Source organism: Nocardia seriolae NBRC 15557 (assembly GCF_007990715.1).
In the GTDB taxonomy this organism is placed as follows: Bacteria; Actinomycetota; Actinomycetes; order Mycobacteriales; family Mycobacteriaceae; genus Nocardia; species Nocardia seriolae.
In genome coordinates, this window is sequence record NZ_BJWY01000045.1 from 17859 (window position 1) to 34835 (window position 16977).

General features: G+C 68.9%; 15 protein-coding genes. 7 read left to right on the forward strand and 8 right to left on the reverse strand.

Going from position 1 to position 16977, the window contains the following annotated elements; translation table 11 throughout:
* Positions 1-11: 11 nt before the first annotated feature.
* A complete protein-coding gene (locus tag NS2_RS15960; RefSeq protein ID WP_033089535.1) occupies positions 12-1043 on the forward strand; it encodes a nucleoside hydrolase in 1032 nt (343 codons plus the stop codon).
* Entirely contained in the window at positions 1040-1948 is a 909-nt protein-coding gene (locus NS2_RS15965) for an amidohydrolase family protein (RefSeq protein ID WP_033089520.1), read from the forward strand. Before NS2_RS15960 ends, NS2_RS15965 begins: the two co-directional genes overlap by 4 nt.
* Here NS2_RS15965 and NS2_RS15970 read toward each other — a convergent pair.
* Entirely contained in the window at positions 1888-2250 is a 363-nt protein-coding gene (locus NS2_RS15970) for a nitroreductase/quinone reductase family protein (protein WP_197707802.1), read from the reverse strand. The genes NS2_RS15965 and NS2_RS15970 overlap by 61 nt on opposite strands.
* A 324-nt stretch (positions 2251-2574) precedes the next feature.
* Positions 2575-3387 (reverse strand): ribosome hibernation promotion factor, encoded by an 813-nt coding sequence (locus tag NS2_RS15975; protein WP_033089534.1) that lies wholly within the window; start codon positions 3385-3387, stop codon positions 2575-2577.
* A 223-nt stretch (positions 3388-3610) separates the two neighbouring features.
* On the opposite strand from NS2_RS15975, the gene NS2_RS15980 reads away from it, so the two are divergent.
* Positions 3611-3973 (forward strand): DUF1304 domain-containing protein, encoded by a 363-nt coding sequence (locus tag NS2_RS15980; RefSeq protein ID WP_033089519.1) that lies wholly within the window; start codon positions 3611-3613, stop codon positions 3971-3973.
* Here NS2_RS15980 and NS2_RS15985 read toward each other — a convergent pair.
* Genes NS2_RS15985 through NS2_RS15995 form a run of 3 tightly spaced genes read right to left on the reverse strand, consistent with a single transcriptional unit; the run spans position 3959 to position 5840 of the window.
* On the reverse strand, positions 3959-4954 hold the full coding sequence (locus NS2_RS15985) for a zinc-binding dehydrogenase (protein ID WP_033089533.1): 996 nt from the start codon (positions 4952-4954) through the stop codon (positions 3959-3961). The genes NS2_RS15980 and NS2_RS15985 overlap by 15 nt on opposite strands.
* An 11-nt stretch (positions 4955-4965) precedes the next feature.
* Positions 4966-5388, reverse strand: a complete 423-nt coding sequence (locus NS2_RS15990) for an organic hydroperoxide resistance protein (protein WP_033089518.1) — start codon at positions 5386-5388, stop codon at positions 4966-4968.
* Positions 5385-5840: a MarR family winged helix-turn-helix transcriptional regulator gene (locus tag NS2_RS15995; RefSeq protein WP_147207198.1), complete on the reverse strand. Its 456-nt coding sequence runs from the start codon at positions 5838-5840 to the stop codon at positions 5385-5387. Before NS2_RS15995 ends, NS2_RS15990 begins: the two co-directional genes overlap by 4 nt.
* Before the next feature lie 191 nt (positions 5841-6031).
* Between NS2_RS15995 and NS2_RS16000 the strand changes: the two genes are divergently transcribed.
* The 4 genes from NS2_RS16000 to NS2_RS16015 all read left to right on the forward strand — a co-directional run bounded on the left by NS2_RS16000 (position 6032) and on the right by NS2_RS16015 (position 12995).
* Positions 6032-7216, forward strand: a complete 1185-nt coding sequence (locus NS2_RS16000) for an acyl-CoA dehydrogenase family protein (protein WP_033089517.1) — start codon at positions 6032-6034, stop codon at positions 7214-7216.
* Between the two features lie 141 nt (positions 7217-7357).
* Positions 7358-11272, forward strand: coding sequence for a non-ribosomal peptide synthetase (locus NS2_RS16005; RefSeq protein WP_045437812.1), 3915 nt, complete (start codon positions 7358-7360; stop codon positions 11270-11272).
* Between the two features lie 20 nt (positions 11273-11292).
* A complete protein-coding gene (locus NS2_RS16010) occupies positions 11293-11964 on the forward strand; it encodes a DUF6875 domain-containing protein (protein WP_186817597.1) in 672 nt (223 codons plus the stop codon).
* Positions 11965-12056: 92 nt separating this feature from the next.
* On the forward strand, positions 12057-12995 hold the full coding sequence (locus NS2_RS16015) for an alpha/beta hydrolase (protein ID WP_228102811.1): 939 nt from the start codon (positions 12057-12059) through the stop codon (positions 12993-12995).
* A 55-nt stretch (positions 12996-13050) separates the two neighbouring features.
* Here the strand turns inward: NS2_RS16015 and NS2_RS16020 are convergent, their stop codons facing one another.
* The 3 genes from NS2_RS16020 to scpA all read right to left on the reverse strand — a co-directional run bounded on the left by NS2_RS16020 (position 13051) and on the right by scpA (position 16932).
* Positions 13051-13557 carry a GNAT family N-acetyltransferase gene (locus tag NS2_RS16020; RefSeq protein WP_033089514.1) on the reverse strand — a complete coding sequence of 169 codons (507 nt, stop codon included), beginning with the start codon at positions 13555-13557 and terminating at the stop codon, positions 13051-13053.
* 4 nt (positions 13558-13561) lie between these two features.
* Positions 13562-14560 (reverse strand): methylmalonyl Co-A mutase-associated GTPase MeaB, encoded by a 999-nt coding sequence (meaB, locus tag NS2_RS16025; RefSeq protein WP_036547805.1) that lies wholly within the window; start codon positions 14558-14560, stop codon positions 13562-13564.
* 113 nt (positions 14561-14673) lie between these two features.
* Positions 14674-16932, reverse strand: a complete 2259-nt coding sequence (gene scpA / locus NS2_RS16030) for a methylmalonyl-CoA mutase (RefSeq protein WP_147207200.1) — start codon at positions 16930-16932, stop codon at positions 14674-14676.
* Between the last annotated feature and the right edge of the window lie 45 nt (positions 16933-16977).

The following is a 16977-nucleotide window of genomic DNA, read 5'->3' on the forward strand; positions in this document are numbered from 1 at the left end:
AGAAGATCCTGATGGACAACGACACCGGCATCGATGACTCCCTCGGCCTGCTCTACCTGCTCGCCTCCCCCGAGGCCGAGATCGTCGGAATCGCCTCCAGCGCGGGCAATGTGCCCGCGCCGCAGGTGGCCTCCAACAATCTCGCGCTGCTGGACCTGGTGCGGGCCCCGGACCTCGAGGTGGCCCAGGGCGCGCTGACCCCGCTGGCGGTGCCGCTGCGCACCACCGAGGACACCCACGGACCCCAGGGCGTGGGCTACGCCGAATTGCCGCCGACCGCCCGGACCCTGTCCGACCGGTCGGCGGCACAACTGTGGGTGGACCTGGCCCGCGCGCACCCCGGCGAGATCGTCGGCCTGTGCACCGGCCCGCTCACCAATCTCGCGCTGGCGCTGCGGATGGAACCGCAACTGCCGCAACTGCTCCGGCGGCTGGTCATCATGGGCGGCGCGTTCAACCATCCGGGCAATACCACCCCCACCAACGAGTGGAACGTGCACGTGGATCCCGAGGCGGCCAAGGAGGTCTTCGACGCCTTCTCCGCCGCCCCCGCGGACCGGCGGCCCATCGTGTGCGCGCTCGACATCACCGAGACCATCGAGATGAAGCCCAAACACCTGGCGTTACTGGCCGAACGGGCCGAGAGCACGCCGGTGGAGCTGGTCACCGAGAACGATCCGCCACACGCGCGCTCGGCGGCGAGCAATCCGCTGGTGCGGTTCCTGACCGATGCGGTGCGGTTCTACTTCGACTTCCACAAGCTCTACGACCAGGGCTATCTCGCGCACATGCACGACCCGTTCGCGGCCGCGGTGGCGCTGGATCCGAGCCTGGCCGTCACCAAACCGGCAACGGTCGACGTAGAGCTGACCGGCACCCTCACCCGCGCCACCACGGTCGCCGACTGGGCGGGCATGTGGGGGCGCGAACCCAATGCCGACATCGTGGTCGCCACCGACCCCGAACAGTTCTTCGAGCGGTTGATCGGCCGGGTCGGGGATTACGCGCGAACGGTGTTCGCGGAAGGGGATGCCGAGCGGTGAGCGGTGCGCACGATATCGACTACGTGACCGCTTTCCGTGATCGCCTCGGTCTGCCCGGGATCATCGATGTCCATACGCATTTCATGCCCGAGCAGGTGCTGCGCAAGGTGTGGGGCTACTTCGACGCGGCCGGGCCGCTGATCGGCAATCGGGAGTGGCCGATCGCCTACCGCGACGAGGAGCAGGTGCGGCTGAAGACCCTGCGCGGCTTCGGTGTTCGCGCGTTCACCTCGATGGTCTACCCGCACCAGCCCGACATGGCCGCCTGGCTCAATGCCTGGTCCGCCGATTTCGCCGCCCGCACCCCCGACTGCCTGCACACCTCGACCTTCTATCCCGAGCCGACCGCGCCCGCCTACGTGCGCGCCGCGATCGAGGGCGGTACCCGGATCTTCAAGCTGCACATCCAGGTCGGCGGCTATCACCCGGCCGATCCACGGCTGGCCGAGGTGTGGGGCATGGTGCAGGACGCAGGCGTGCCGGTCGTCATCCACTGCGGATCCGGTCCCGCCGCCGGGGAATTCACCGGCCCCGAACCCATTCGGACATTGCTGCACAGATTCCCGCGACTACGCCTGATCATCGCTCACATGGGCGCACCCGAATACAGCGAATTCCTCGACATCGCCGAGTCCTTCGACGACGCGCGTCTCGACACCACGATGAACTTCACCGACTTCTTCGACGCCGGTGACTTCCCGGCCGCCGAACTCCCCCGTGTCCGTGATCTCGGCGACCGCATCCTGTTCGGCAGCGACTTCCCCAACATCCCGTACCCGTACGGTCATGCCCTGCACGCCCTGGAACGCCTGGATCTCGGCGACGACTGGCTGCGCCGGGTCTGTCACGACAATGCGGCCGACTTGTTCGACATCGGGTCGGGCTCGATCCGGAATACCGGGTAATCGGCCGCGATTCGCTCGTAGTCGGCCGGAGCCGCGTCGAGTCCCACCGGGAAATGCGGCCGCGCGCCGGGCGCGACACGCAGGTACTGCCACAGGATGGGTGCGCGCTGCTCGGTCGCGACCTCGGTCAGACGCACCTGCTCGCGACGCCCGTGCCGCAGCACGGCCTGTCCCTGGGCGGCCTTCAGATTGCGCACCCAGTTGGTGTGCGGCCCGAGCATCGACACCAGGTAGCGGCGGTCCTCGAATTCGGTGAGCACCACCGGAAACCAGATGGTGCGGCCGGTGCGCCGGCCGCGCACCCCGAGGGCGGCGGCGCGCCGGGGCTAGAGGCCGACGGCGAACATGGCCGCGCCGAGCCGATTCTGCAAGCGCGCGAACAGGTTCGGCCGTCCGGTGCGGTACATCCAGCGTATGTAATCGTCATAGGCCCGCATGCCGGCCGCCTTCCGATGAGCTGAGCGAACTGATTCCGACACAGTAGATTTCACTCCGCGCCGGAGATCGATTCCAGAGCCTCGGGTCCGCACCCGACGGGACCGCGGTCCCCGGGTCGGGGTCCGAAGTCCCCTTGTCTCCCGAATCGGGCGGGCGGCAGGGTCCTGAGACCCTGCCGCCGAGCCGATTCAGGCCGCCGGGGTCACCAGGCCGTAGTGGCCGTCGTAGCGGTGGTAGAGCACCCGGCCACCACCCTGTTCGCTCTCGCGGAAGAAGACGAACGGCCAGCGGGTCAGCTCGAGACGGCTGATCGCCTCGTCCACGTCGAGGACGGGCGCGCCGAGCGGGCTCACCGTGACGGCCAGCGCGCCGTGGGTGACCGCGTCCGGGTGCGGATCGATCTGCGCCAACCGGAATTCGCCGTTGCCGGTACGGTAGAGCACGTTGTCGATGCCGCTGCCGGACTCGGTGAACAGCTGGAACCCGTAGTCCATCACCTCCATGTCGAAGGCCGCTTCGTCGCAGTTCGCCCCGGCCAGCGCATAGGACTTGTGGCGCAACACCTCACGCTGTTCGACCGGGCGCGGGAAGTACGGCACCCGCTCACGCGGCGCCGAACCGTGATGCCATTCGTGTGCGCGCGACTCGCTGCGGCCGCCGCCGCGCAGCGCCTCCCAGTGCCGCGACAGCCGCTCCAGCCGGGTCCGCAGCCGCGCCGCCAGCAGATCGATGGCCTCGCGGGTGCTCGCGGCCGAGACCTGGGCCCGGACCGGGCGGCCCGCCATATTGATATTCGCCTGCGCCACGATCGGTTTCACCACGGCCGGGTCGCGATGCCCGGTCAGGCGCACGCGCGCGGAGAGTATCGGTTCCGGGGCATGATCCAACGCCTGGCCGATCTTCGTGCGGGCGTATTCGGCGCCGGCGCCCGAAACGTGGTGGCCCACCGAGATCTCGAGCACCGAATCGGCCGTAGGCGGGTGCGGTGTGTGCGTAGTCATGGTCATGACACTCATGTCACGCGTTCGGCTCGGCTCCGGCCAGGGCCGGAGATCCTCGTTCCCGGAGGCCCATCGGCACTCACCGGAAGGGACCGGGCAACGGCCTCGGCCGCGACACGGAAGCGCCGAATCCGGGATCGCGGTCGCGACGCGCCGGGGTCTGTCACGATGAAACGCCGCGGTGTTCGCCGGCGGCTCGGACCCCAGGGAAGGCGGATTCGTCATGCGGTTGGTCGCGGAGATCCTCGTCGGGCTGCTCGCCGCGTTGCACGTCTACATCATGGTGATGGAGATGTTCCTGTGGACCACGCCGCGCGTGCGCGCGAGCTTCGGCTCCACGGCCGAGTTCGCCGAGGCGACCAAGGTGCTGGCCGCGAATCAGGGCCTCTACAACGGCTTTCTGGCCGCGGGCCTGGTCTGGGCGCTGATCGCGTCGGATCCGGTCGGGCAGGCCGCGAAGATCTTCTTCGCGGCCTGCGTGGTGGTGGCCGGGCTCTACGGCGCGGCCACCGCCAGCCGCCGGATCCTGTTCGCCCAGGCGTTGCCGGGCGCGATCACGCTGGCCGCGGTCCTACTCGCCGGATAGCGCCGGCGCGCTGAGCGCGATCTTGGCATTGCGGCCCGGGCGCTCGCTGGCCGCTGCGGCCTCGGCCGCCTGCTCGAGCGGGTAGGCGGTCTCGACCGCGAGGTCCAGCACGCCCTGCGCGGCCAGGGTGACCAGCTCGGTGATGAGGCGGCGGCGTTCCTCGCCGCCGATCTCCTCGGCCCGCTTGGAGCCCCAGAAGCCCTTCACCACGGCCTGTTTGAAGATGATCGGCCCCGGATTGAGCACCAGCGGCTGACCCGAGAGCGCGCCGAAGGTGATCAGCTCACCGCGCGGTCCCAGCACCGCCAGCAGGTCGTCGGCCGCCTTGCCGCTGACCTGGTCGACGGCCCGCACAATGGGTTCGCCGCCGGTGACCTCGGCCGCCCGCTGCTGCCAATCGCCGGACTCGGTGTCGAGCACCGGCTCGAAACCCAGCTCCCGCAACGACTTCGCCGCCGCCTCGCTGCGCACCAGGTTCAGCACCTTCACCCCGCGGGCCCGGGCCAGCAGGTTCAGCAGCCGTCCGACCGCGCCATTGGCGGCATTGATCGTGATCCACTGGCCCGCTTCGACATTCAGATCCTCGAGCAGCATGAGCGCGCTCAGCGGCATGGCCAGCAACTGGCTCGCGGTGGCGTCGGATACCGAGTCCGGCACCGGCACCACCCCGGCCGCCTTGGCCACGAAGTACTCCGCCCACGCGCCCTGCACACCCGAAACGGTCACGCGCTGACCGACTTCCAGCCCGGTGACGCCCTCTCCGAGGGCATCGATGCGGCCGACGGCCTCGGTGCCAGGGACCGCGGGCAGTTCCGGCCGGTATCCGTAGACGCCGCGAATGATCGCCAGATCGTGGTTGTGGATCGGGGCCAGTGTGGTCGCGACCCGCACCTCACCCGGACCGGGCTCGGGCACCGGCCGCTCACCGGCCGTCAGCACATCGCGGGGCTCGCCGAACGCTTCGATGACTACCGCACGCATGTTCATTCCTCTCAGTCCTCGACCACGATCACGTCGACATCGATGTTTCCGCGGGTGGCATTGGAGTACGGGCACACCTGGTGCGCTTTGTCCGCCAGCGCCCGCGCCTCGTCCGGGGACACGTGCGGCAGCGACACCTCGAGGGTGACGGTCAGGCCGAAGCCGCCGGTCTCATTGGGGCCGATGCCGACCTTCGCGCCCACGGCCGAATCGGCCACATTCGCCTTCACGCTGCGCGCGACCAGTTGCAGCGCGGAGTGGAAGCAGGCCGCGTATCCGGCGGCGAAGAGCTGCTCGGGGTTGGTGCCGATCCCGTTGCCGCCCATCTCCTTCGGAATCGACAGGTCGAATTCGACCTTGCCGTCGTCGGTGCGGACATGCCCGTTGCGGCCTTCGCCGGTCGCGAGGGCTTCGGCGGTATAGAGCACGCTCATGCGGGGTTCTCCTTCGATCGAGTGTGGTGGGTCAGCGCCGCGGTGAGGCGGTGCAGCGTCTCCCGGAGTTCGGACAGTTCGGTCAGGGACATGCCGGTGATCTCGGCCGACTGTCCCGGGATGTGGCATGCGGCGGAGCGCAATTCGCGTCCGCGGTCGGTCAGGGTGATCTCCACGCGCCGCTCGTCGGCGGCCGAGCGGCGGCGAGCCACGAAGCCCGCGGACTCGAGCCGCTTGAGCAGCGGTGAGAGCGTGCCGGAGTCCAGCTCCAGCGCCGCGCACAGATCGCCTACGGTGCGCCCGTCGCGCTGCCAGCGCGCGAGCAGGACCAGGTACTGCGGATAGGTGACGCCGAGCGCGTCGAGTTTAGGCCGGTACATGCCCGTCATCGCCCGCGAGGCCGCGTAGAGCGCGAAGCACAGCTGGTTCTCCAGCGCCTGCTCATCTGTCACGTACAACACGGTAGCCAACAATTAGATTGTGCACAATCTATCGCCGAGTCTGCTCCGTCACACCGGGGTTTCGGCGACGGCAAGCCCCGGTACCGATGATTGGGAATTTCCCTCGCGGACAGCCGAATCGGCGATACGTTCGACTAGAACCCGTTCCAATAGGGGCCACATCGACGCAGTGGGAGTTGCCAATGACGCACGAGGTAGTGAGCCGGGTTCAGGAATTGTCGGGACAGCTGGCGGCGACCGCTGACGAGACCGAGCGGCTGGGGAAACTGTCCGACGAGAGCGTGAAGCTGATCCGCCAGGCCGGGGTGATGCGGCTGCTGCAACCCACCGATTTCGGCGGCTACGCCGCGCATCCGCGGGACTTCGCCGAGGCGGTCATGGCCGTGGCCCAGCACTGCGGGTCGACCGGGTGGGTGTGCGGGGTCGGCGGGGTGCACCCGTGGGAGATGGCGCTCATGGATCGGCGGTTGCAGAACGAGGTATGGGGCGAGAATCCCGACACCTGGATCGCCTCGCCGTACGCGGCCCAGGGCGTCGCGACCCCGGTCGACGGCGGGTACACGCTGCGCGGGCGGTGGCAGTTCTCCTCGGGCACCGACCACTGCGATTGGATCTTCCTGGGCGCGCTGACCGGTGACGCCGAGGGCAATCCGATCATGCCGCCGAAGGTGCTGCACGTGGTGCTGCCGCGCAAGGACTACACGATCGTGGACGACTCGTGGGACGTGATCGGGCTACAGGGCACCGGCCGCAAGGACATCATCGTCGACGGCGCGTTCATCCCGGCCTATCGGACCATCGAATTCGAGGCCGTCGCCGAGGGCGAGATCGCCGCCGAACGCGCGGGCCGCACCGAGACCGTCTACAAGCTGCCGTTCTGGGCAATGTTCCCGCTGGGCATCACCGCCGCCGTGGTCGGCATCGCCGAGGGCGCGCTCGCCGCGCACCTGGACTACCAGCGCGACCGGGTCACCGCCATGGGCACCCGGATCAAGGACGACCCGTACGTGCTGTCGGCCATTTCCGAGGCGGCCGCCGATATCGCCGCCTCGCGCACCCAGCTGCTGGACGGCGTGAGCCGCCTCTACGACCTGTCCGAGGCGGGCAAGGAGATCACCTTCGCCGACCGTTCCCTGGTGCGCCGCAATCAGGTTCGCTGCGCCTGGCGGGCGGTATCGGCGGTGGACGAGATCTTCGCCCGCTCGGGCGGCAACGCGGTGCGGCGGCAGAATGTCATGCAGCGGTTCTGGCGCGATGCCCACGTGGGATTGCAGCACGCCATCCACACCCCCGGATCGCTGTACCACTCAACGGCATTGACCATCATGGGCGTGGAGCCGGAGGGCCCGCTGCGCGCCATGATCTGAAACGCCCCCGGGTCGCCCGTATTCGTTCCGATACCTCCTGCCATGCCGATCGGCCCTGCTTACGGGCCGTGCCGGAGGGTGATGCCGTAGGTTTGCCTGCGGACGATTCCTGGCAGGCGGTTCGGGAGGCGAGGAGGCGCGGTGACGCGGGCCGACGACGGCGGTACGGCGGTCTGCACTGACCTGCCATTGTCAACGGCCCAATTGCGATGGTGGGTGGCACAGCAGCTGTTCCCGGCTGTGCCGAACACCGTTGCCATGTATCTGGAGATCACCGGTTCGCTCGAGCGAGAGCTGCTGCAGGAGCGCGGGGCGCGGGCGGCCCGGGAGCTCGAATCGCCGCTGCTGCGCTTCCGGTTGGCCGAGGGGTATCCCCGGCAGTATCGGGATCCGGACGCGTTCCGGCCCGCGCCGTTCGTGGACCTGACCGATCGGGCCGATCCACTTGCGGCAGCGGTGGAATTGATGGACCGCGACCACGCCACACCGCTGGACCTCCTCGAGGATCCGCTGACCGTCGCAACGGTCTACCGGCTCGGACCGCAATGGCATCTGCTGTACCTGCGCAGCCACCACATCGTTCTGGACGGGCTCGGGGCGGCGGCGTTACTGCGACGCACCACCGAGCTGTACAGCGCCACACTGGATTCGAACACCTCCGCCCATGTCGATCCGGTCTTCCTGACCGTCGCGGACATGCTCGACGACGAGCGCGCGTACCTGACCTCCACCCGGGCCCGCGGCGATCGCGAGTACTGGTCGCTCGAACTCGCGGGAATGGGCGAACCCGCCCGGCTGGCCGGACCACCCGCCGCACCCGCGCCGCGGCCGCATCGGGTGGCGGCGGAGGTGCCCGAGGCCGTCGCGGCCCGGCTGCGAGAGTTGCGGCAGGACCCCGGAATCGCGTTTCCCGAGGTCACCATCGCGGCATTCGCCTGCTATCTGGCCGGGATGACCGGGGCCGAGGAGATCGTGCTGTCGCTGCCGGTGCCCGCACGGCCGACCGCGGCGCTGCGGCGTTCGGCCGGAACGGTGTCGAATGTGGTGCCGTTGCGGCTGTCCGGGATTCGCGCCGCCACCGGCGCCGAGGTGATCGAGCGGGTCCGGGCCAAGGTGGTCGGGGCGCTGCGGCACCAGCGCTACCGCTACGAGGACATGCTGCGTGACAGCGGCGAAAACCTCACGGTGCGGGGCAGTTTCGGCCCGGTGGTGAACATGCTGCAGTTCGTCGAGCAGCCGCGGGTGGGGCCGCTGAGCGCCGAGGTGCGGCTGCTGTCGCTGGGGCCGGTGGAGGATCTGCTGGTCAACGGCTATCAGCTCGGGCCCGACGAGCGCACGATCACCATTGATATGCAGGCGAATCCGGAGTTGTACAGCCGAGAGACGCTGGCCTGGCACCACGGGCGGTTCCTGGAATACCTGGAACGGTTCCTGACCGAACCGCAGCGGCAGGTGCCCGGCATCGAGTTGCCACCGGCCCGGCCCGCCGAGTCGAGCGCCGGGACCTACCGACTCCTGCCTGACCTGTTGCGTACCGGTCTCGTTCGCGCGTCCGGTGATCCCGGGGCGGTGGCCCTCCAGGACGGAGCCCGCGCCCTGACCTATCGGGAACTCGACGAGCTGTCCTCGCGGTGGGCGCGCGTGCTGATCGAATCCGGTGTCGGGCCCGGCGATTTCGTCCTGGTGGCGGTGCCACGCTCGGCCGAATCGGTGCTGGCGGTGTGGGCGGTCGCCAAGTCCGGGGCCGCGTTCGTGCCGGTGGATCCGACCGATCCGGCGCGGCGGTTGCAGACGGTCGCGGCGGATTCCGGTGCGCGGGTGGGGATCACCGTGTCATCGGTGCACGCCGATCTGCCTGACGGGCCGATCTGGCTGGAGCTCGACGACCCGCGCCTGGGCGCTCCGGTCGCGCAGCGGTCCGCGGCACCGATCGTCGACGGCGATCGAACGGGCCGGTTGCGGGCCGAGCATCCGGCGTACCTGATCTACACCTCCGGGACCACCGGGACAGCGAAGGGCGTCGTGGTGACCCATCGCGGGCTCGGCTCGCTCACCGATTACATTGTCGAACACTATGGGGTGGACGCGGATTCGCGTGTCCTGCACGCGCACGCGCCTTCGTTCGACGCGCATCTGCTGGAGCTGCTGGCCGCCTTCGCGGCCGGAGCGCGACTGGTGGTCGAACCGCCCGGCGTCGTCGCCGGTCCGGACCTGGCGAAACTGCTGAATGCCACCCGGATCACCCATTTCCTCACCACACCGGCTGTCTTGGCGACGCTGTCCCCCACCGAGGTCCCGACCTTGCGGGTCGCGGTGGTCGGCGGGGAGACCTGCCCGTCCGACTTGGTTCGCCGCTGGTCGCCGACGCTGCGGCTGTGCAACGGTTACGGCCCGACCGAAACCACCGTCATGGCAACACAATCGGATGCCTTGGCCCCCGGCCGCCCGGTCACGATCGGCCCGCCCCTGCCCGGTGTGCGGGCCCTCGTGCTGGACGCCCGGTTGCACCCGGTGCCGCCCGGTGGCCCCGGCGAGCTGTATCTGGGTGGCCCCGGCGTGGCCCAGGGCTATCTGCATCGGCCCGGACCCACCGCCGAACGATTCATCGCCGATCCGTTCGGGTCCGGCGAGAGGATCTACCGCACCGGCGATCTCGTGAGCGCCGAGGTCGAAGGGTCCCTGGAATTCCTGGGTCGGGCCGACGATCAGCTGGCCGTGCGCGGGCGGCGGGTGGAAGCGGGCGAGATCGCGGCGGCACTGCTGACACTCCCGGAGATCGCGCAGGCCGTCGTCACCGCCGAGGACGCACCGACCGGGGTGCGCCTCATCGGCTATGTCGTTGCCGCACCGGATGTTCGGCTCGACACCACCGCGCTGGTCCGGCGATTGCGCACGCTGCTGCCCGCCGCACTGGTGCCCGCGCAGCTGGTCGAGCTGGAGCGTCTCCCCATCACCGCGCACGGCAAGGTCGACCGTGCCGCCCTCCCGCCGCCGCCCGCCGTGCACCGCCCGTACCGAGCTCCCGAGGGCGAGTGGCAGCGTCTGGTCGCCGAGCAATTCGCCGCAGCCACCGAGACCGAGCAGGTCGGACTGGACGACGACTTCTTCGAGCTGGGCGGTAATTCGCTACTGGGCGTCGCGGTTTCGGCCGAACTCTCGGCGGCGACCGGCGTGCCGGTGACGGTCCGCTGGCTCTACACCGCGCCCACCGTCGCCGAACTCGCGCAGCGACTGTCCGACCACGATGGCCACACCGCCACCGATGACGCCCTGGGTGCGGTGCTCACCCTGCGGCGCAACGGTTCTCGCACTCCCCTGTTCTGCGTGCATTCGGCGTTTCCGCTGGCCTGGTGTTACGCGGGGCTCGCACGGTATGTGCGGGACCGGCCGGTCTTCGGCTTGCAGGCCCTCACTCCCGCCGGTGATCCGCAGGCCGCCCGCAGCATCGACGAACTCGCGGCCGGCTACGTCGAGGAGATGCTGACGGTGCAGCCCGAGGGGCCCTATCACCTGCTGGGCTGGTCGCTCGGCGGGCAGATCGCGCACGCGATCGCGGTGCGGCTACGCGCCCGCGGCGCGCAGGTCACGACGCTGGCCATGCTGGACAGCATCGTGTTCCCCGACGACATGCCCCCACCGCCCAGCCCGCGCATGCGTGATCTGCTGACCCACCTGCTCGGCGACGAACCCGAGGACGCCGACCAGCTCCCGGAGGTGACCGCCGACCAGGCCGCCGCCGAATTGGCCACGGCGGCAGCCTCGTTCGGCACCGGCCTGACCGCCGAGCAGCTGACCAGGCTGCATCGCGGTTACGTCGACGGCGTGCTGCTCTCCGCCCGATACCGCCCCGCGGTCTTCGACGGGGACCTGCTCTACTTCTCGGCCACCCGCGGCATGACCGAGTCCCTCGACGCCGGACTGTGGCGGCCCTACGTCACCGGCGCACTCGTCGAGCACCCGGTCGCCGCCACCCACGCCCAGCTCACCAATGCCGATGTCGTCGCGGTCATCGGCCCGATCCTCGCCGCGCACCTCGACCGTGAGGGCAGCGAATGAGGGCTGGATCGCGCACGGGTGTGCGATGGTTCAACGTCTACCAGGATGAGCGGCAATGGGAGTCGCAAGGCGATGCGGCCGGAGTTCTCACGCGGTGGGTGCGCGATCACCTCATGCGCCCGCACCCGGACCTCGGACGACCCGGACCGGTCTGTCCCTTCGTTCGGCACGGGGTGACAAGGCAGCTGATCTGGGCCGGGCTGGCCGACGGGGACGACATTTCCGCCGAGCGAATGAATCTGATCGTCGATGACGCCTTCGAGCTGTATCGCGGGTTGCGGCAGGAATTTCCGGCGGAGGCGCGCGGATCGACATTGGTCACCGTGTTTCCCGGCCTCACCCGCTACGACGTGGTCGACGCCGTGCACCGGGAGCGCAATCCCGAGGTGGTGTCCCAGGGCCTGATGCTCGGCCAGTTCTATCCCGGCTGCACGGTTCCGGGTCTGTGGGACAGCGACTTCCCTCCCCTGGATTCGCCGCTGCCCATGCTGGTCCTGCGGTCGATGATGAGCACCGACTTCCCGTTCCTGGCCGCCGAGGCCGACTGGCTCTACGCCTACTTCACCCAGCTCGCGCCCGACCTGCCCCGCAACCTCCGCCGATCGATAGCCGAGAGGATGCGGGTGTCCGAAGCGGAGGCGGGTGAGATCACCGCACTGCGGGCACATTCCGCCGACGAACACGCGCGGTGATAACCGAAAAAGCACCCCGACGGCGAGATACTCCAGTAATGCATCGGCTATCACGCTCCCTCGTTGCCCTGATCGCCACATTTGCTGCCCTTGTGCCAACCGCCGCCCTGGTGCCCGCGACCGCCTCCGCGGAGGGTGGACCATCCGCCATCCTGGACGTGCGGCCCCTCGGCGGCCGCCAATACGAGGTCACCGTTTACTCCGCGGCCATGAACAAGACCATCCCCGTGTGGGTTTCCCACCCCGACTTCGCCGCCCCCGCCCTGTACCTCCTCAATGCGGTCGACGGCGGCGAATCCGGCGGGCCCTGGACCGGCCGCACCGACGTGGCCCAGTTCTTCGCCGACAAGCCGGTGAACGTCATCACCCCGATCGGCGGCCGGGCCAGCTTCTACACCGACTGGGTTTCCGACGACCCCCCCTTGGGCCGGAACAAATGGTCCACCTTCCTGATTCACGAATTGCCGTCACTGCTCGAGCCCCGATTCCAGATGACCGGACGAAACGCGGTAGCGGGCGCATCGATGTCGGCGACCTCGGCACTGGATCTCGCGATCGACGCACCCGGCATGTACCAAGCGGTCGGCTCCTATAGCGGCTGCCCGCGCACCAGCGACCCGGTCGCTCGCAGTTACGTACGGTCCGAGTTGGGGTTGTTCGGCGGGAATGCCGCCAATATGTGGGGCGGCGACGACAATCCGGCCTGGAATGCCCATGATCCGGTGCTGAACGCGGATCGCCTGCGTGGCGTGGCCCTCTACCTTTCGGCCGGAAACGGCGCGCCGGGAGTGCACGAAGGTCTGGGCGACCCGTCCATCGCCGGGGATGCCGCCCGGTTGGCGGATCGCATCGCGGTCGGCGGGGCCATGGAGTCGGTGGTACGAAGCTGCACGGATTCCCTTGTCGGACAATTGGGATCATTAGGAATTCCCGCACAGGTGGCCTACCGCAACGGAACTCACGCCTGGCCCTATTGGCAGGATGACGTTCACGATTCCTGGCCACTATTCGCAGCAGCTCTCGGCGTCTGATCTGAACTTGTTGTAGACACGCCTGCAATGCGTCAGCCTGGGCGCGGCATCGACATCACGCCTGTGACCAGGCAATTTCCAGCTCGGGAAGTTCGAATCCCTGGGGGAAGCGGGCGATTCGGGGTCGGCTGGGCCGTCCACCATGGCGCTCATAGAAGGCGATTGCGGGTGTGTTGGCCTGTAGCACTTCCAGGTATACGGGGCGGCCCGGGTATTCGGTGGCGGCCCAGTCGAATCCGTGGCGAAGCAGCGTCCCGCCGATTCCGCCGCGTTTGAGGTTGGGCCGGACGTGCAGGTTGTCGATCAGGATACGGCCGTCCGGCTGTGGCGCGAGGTAGATGAATCCGACCATTTCATCTTCGGATTCGGCGATGAACAGGCTGCCCGGGGAGACGTCGCCGGAAAAGCGTGTGTGCCAGAGGATCTTGTGATCATCTGCCAGCGAGCCTTCGAGGTATTCGGCGGGCATGATGCCCGCGTAGGCGGTGCGCCAGCTGGCGGTGTGCAGCGTGGCGACCGCTTCCACGTCGGATTCGGTGCCGGGGCGGATTCGGACGGTCATGGGGTCAGTCCCGTTCGTCGAAGGCCCGGAGGATTTCCTCGGCGGCCAGGGCCGGGGTCAGGGAGCCGTCGCGGACCTGCTCTTCCACCTGGGTGCGCAGGGATTTGACGTGCGGGTTGTCGGTGAGGCGGCGGAGCAGGTTGTCGTGGACCATGGTCCAGGTCCAGTCGACCTGCTGGCGGCGGCGCTTCTCGGCGAATTCGCCGGCCTCGGTCAGGACACGGCGGTGGGTGAGGACCGTGTCCCAGAAGGTATCGAGGCCGGTGCCGTTGAGGCCCGACATGGTGAGAACCGGTGGACGCCAGAGGGATTCGCGGGGGTGGATGAGGCGCATCGCACCCTGGAGTTCGCGGGCGGCGGCCTTGGCTTCCAGTTCGTGCCTGCCGTCGGCCTTGTTCACGGCCACCAGGTCGGCGAGTTCGAGCACGCCCTTCTTGATGCCCTGCAACTGATCACCGGTACGAGCCAGGGTGAGGAAGCAGAAGACGTCGACCATATCGGCGACGGTGACCTCGGACTGGCCGACACCGACCGTCTCCACCAGGATCACGTCGTAGCCCGCCGCCTCCAGCAGCACGATGGTCTCGCGCGTCGCTTTCGCCACGCCGCCGAGGGTTCCCGCGGTCGGTGACGGGCGGATGAAGGCATCACGCTCCACCGACAGTCGCGCCATGCGGGTCTTGTCGCCGAGAATCGATCCACCGGTGCGGGTCGAGGACGGGTCCACCGCCAGCACGGCCACACGATGGCCCTGTCCGATCAGGTACATGCCCAGCGCGTCGATGAACGTCGACTTGCCGACGCCCGGAACACCGGTGATGCCAACCCGATTCGACACCACCTTGCCCGCTTCGGGGGTCAGCTTCAGCAGCAGCCGCTGCGCCAGCTCCCGATGGTCCGCGCGGGTGGATTCGACGAGGGTGATGGCGCGGGCCAGTCCGGCCCGCTCCCCCGCCCGCACCTGCGCGGCCAGCTGGTCGACGTCGATCACCCGGCGCGCCACCGGGGTGGCGGGCCGGGCGCCGGGGGTGGCCGCGTCGGCGGGCAGTCCGACCCCGGCGGTGGTGCCGAGCCGAGGGTGGGTTCCGCCACCCTCGGTCGCGCGTGCGGCGTCGCTCATTCCGTTGCGCCGGTGCCGATCTCGTGGCCCAGCTGTGCGGCCAGCTTCTGGATCAGATCGATGGCGGCGTCGGCGATGATGGTGCCGGGGCCGAAGATGCCCGCGGCACCGGCCGCGTACAGCTCGTCGTAGTCACCGGGCGGGATGACGCCGCCGACGGTGACCATGATGTCGGGTCGCCCGACATCGGCCAGTGCCTGCCGCAGGGCGGGCACCAGCGTGAGGTGGCCAGCGGCCAGCGACGAGACGCCGACGACGTGCACGTCGTTGTCGGCCGCCTGCTGCGCCACCTCTTCCGGCGTCTGGAACAGCGGGCCCACATCGACGTCCATGCCGAGGTCGGCGAAGGCGGTCGCGATCACCTTCTGGCCTCGGTCGTGGCCGTCCTGGCCCATCTTGGCGATCAGGATGCGCGGGCGGCGGCCCTCGGCCTCACCGAACGCCTCGACCAGCTCGATGGCCTTGCTGATGTTGCTCACCTTGCCGGCCTCCTCCCGGTAAACGCCGGAGAGCGTGCGGATCTCGGCCTGGTGGCGGCCGTAGACCTTCTCCAGCGCGTCGGAGATCTCACCCACGGTGGCCTTGGCGCGCGCGGCATTGATGGCCAGGGCGAGCAGGTTGTTGTCCATGCCGCCCTCGGAAGACGCGGCGGCCCGGGTCAATTCGGCCAGCGCCTCCTCGACCTCGGCCGAATCGCGTTCCGCCCGCCGCTTTTCCAGCTTGGCGTTCTGCTCGGCGCGCACGCGCGAGTTCTCGACCTTGAGCACCTCGATCGGGGTGTCTTCCTCGACCAGGTACTTGTTGACGCCGATCACCGGCTGCTGCCCGGTGTCGATGCGCGCCTGGGTGCGGGCCGCGGCCTCTTCGATGCGCAGCTTCGGGATGCCCTCCGAAATCGCCTGCGCCATTCCACCGTGCGCCTCGATCTCGGCGATGTGGGCGCGGGCGCGCTCGGCCAGCTGGTGGGTCAGCCACTCCACGTAGTACGAGCCGCCCCACGGGTCGGCCGGACGGGTGGTGTTGGACTCCTGCTGGATGAGCAGCTGGGTGTTGCGGGCGATGCGCGCGGAGAAGTCGGTCGGCAGGGCCAGTGCCTCGTCGAGGGCGTTGGTGTGCAGCGACTGGGTGTGGCCCTGGGTGGCGGCCATGGCCTCGACGCAGGTGCGCGCGACATTGTTGAACACGTCCTGCGCGGTCAGCGACCAGCCGGAGGTCTGCGAATGTGTGCGCAGCGCAAGCGACTTGGTGTTCTTGGGCTCGAACTTGGCGACCAGCTCGCTCCAGAGCAGTCGTCCGGCCCGCAGCTTGGCGACCTCCATGAAGAAGTTCATGCCGATCGCCCAGAAGAACGACAGTCGAGGCGCGAACTTGTCGACCTCCATGCCCGCGTCCAGACCGGCCTTGATGTACTCCACGCCGTCGGCGAGGGTGTAGGCCAGCTCCAGGTCGGCCGTGGCTCCGGCCTCCTGAATGTGGTAGCCGGAGATGGAGATCGAGTTGAACTTCGGCATCTTCGCGGAGGTGTAGGCGAAGATGTCGGAGATGATCCGCATCGAGGGCTTGGGCGGGTAGATGTAGGTGTTGCGGACCATGAACTCCTTCAGAATGTCGTTCTGAATGGTTCCGGCCAGCTGCTCGGGCTTGACGCCCTGCTCCTCGGCGGCGACGACGTACAAAGCCAGGATCGGCAGCACCGCGCCGTTCATGGTCATCGACACCGAAACCTGGTCCAGCGGAATCTGATCGAACAGCTCCCGCATGTCGAGGATGGAGTCGATGGCGACACCGGCCATGCCGACGTCACCGGTGACGCGCGGGTGATCGGAGTCGTAGCCGCGGTGGGTCGCCAGGTCGAAGGCGACCGACAGGCCCTTCTGACCCGCCTGGAGATTACGGCGGTAGAAGGCGTTGGAGTCCGCGGCGGTGGAGAAGCCCGCGTACTGGCGGATCGTCCACGGCTGGTTCACGTACATGGTCGGGTACGGGCCACGCACGAACGGGACCACACCCGGCACGCTGTCGAGGGGGTAGCCCGCGGCGGCGATGGCGTCCCGGTCGGCCTTGGTGAACACCGGCGGCACATCGATGCCCTCCGGCGTCGACCAGGTGAGCTGTTCGGGCGCATAGTGATTGGCGCTCGCGGCCTCGGCGACGAACTCCTCGACCTGCGCGGCGCCGACCTCGGCGGGCGCGGTCGCGCCCTCGCTCAGCGGCACCTCGGCGAAATTGCCGATGCGATGCTTGATATCGCTCATCTCTGTGTCCTCTCCGCACGACCGCGGCCCTGCGTGGTTACGCTT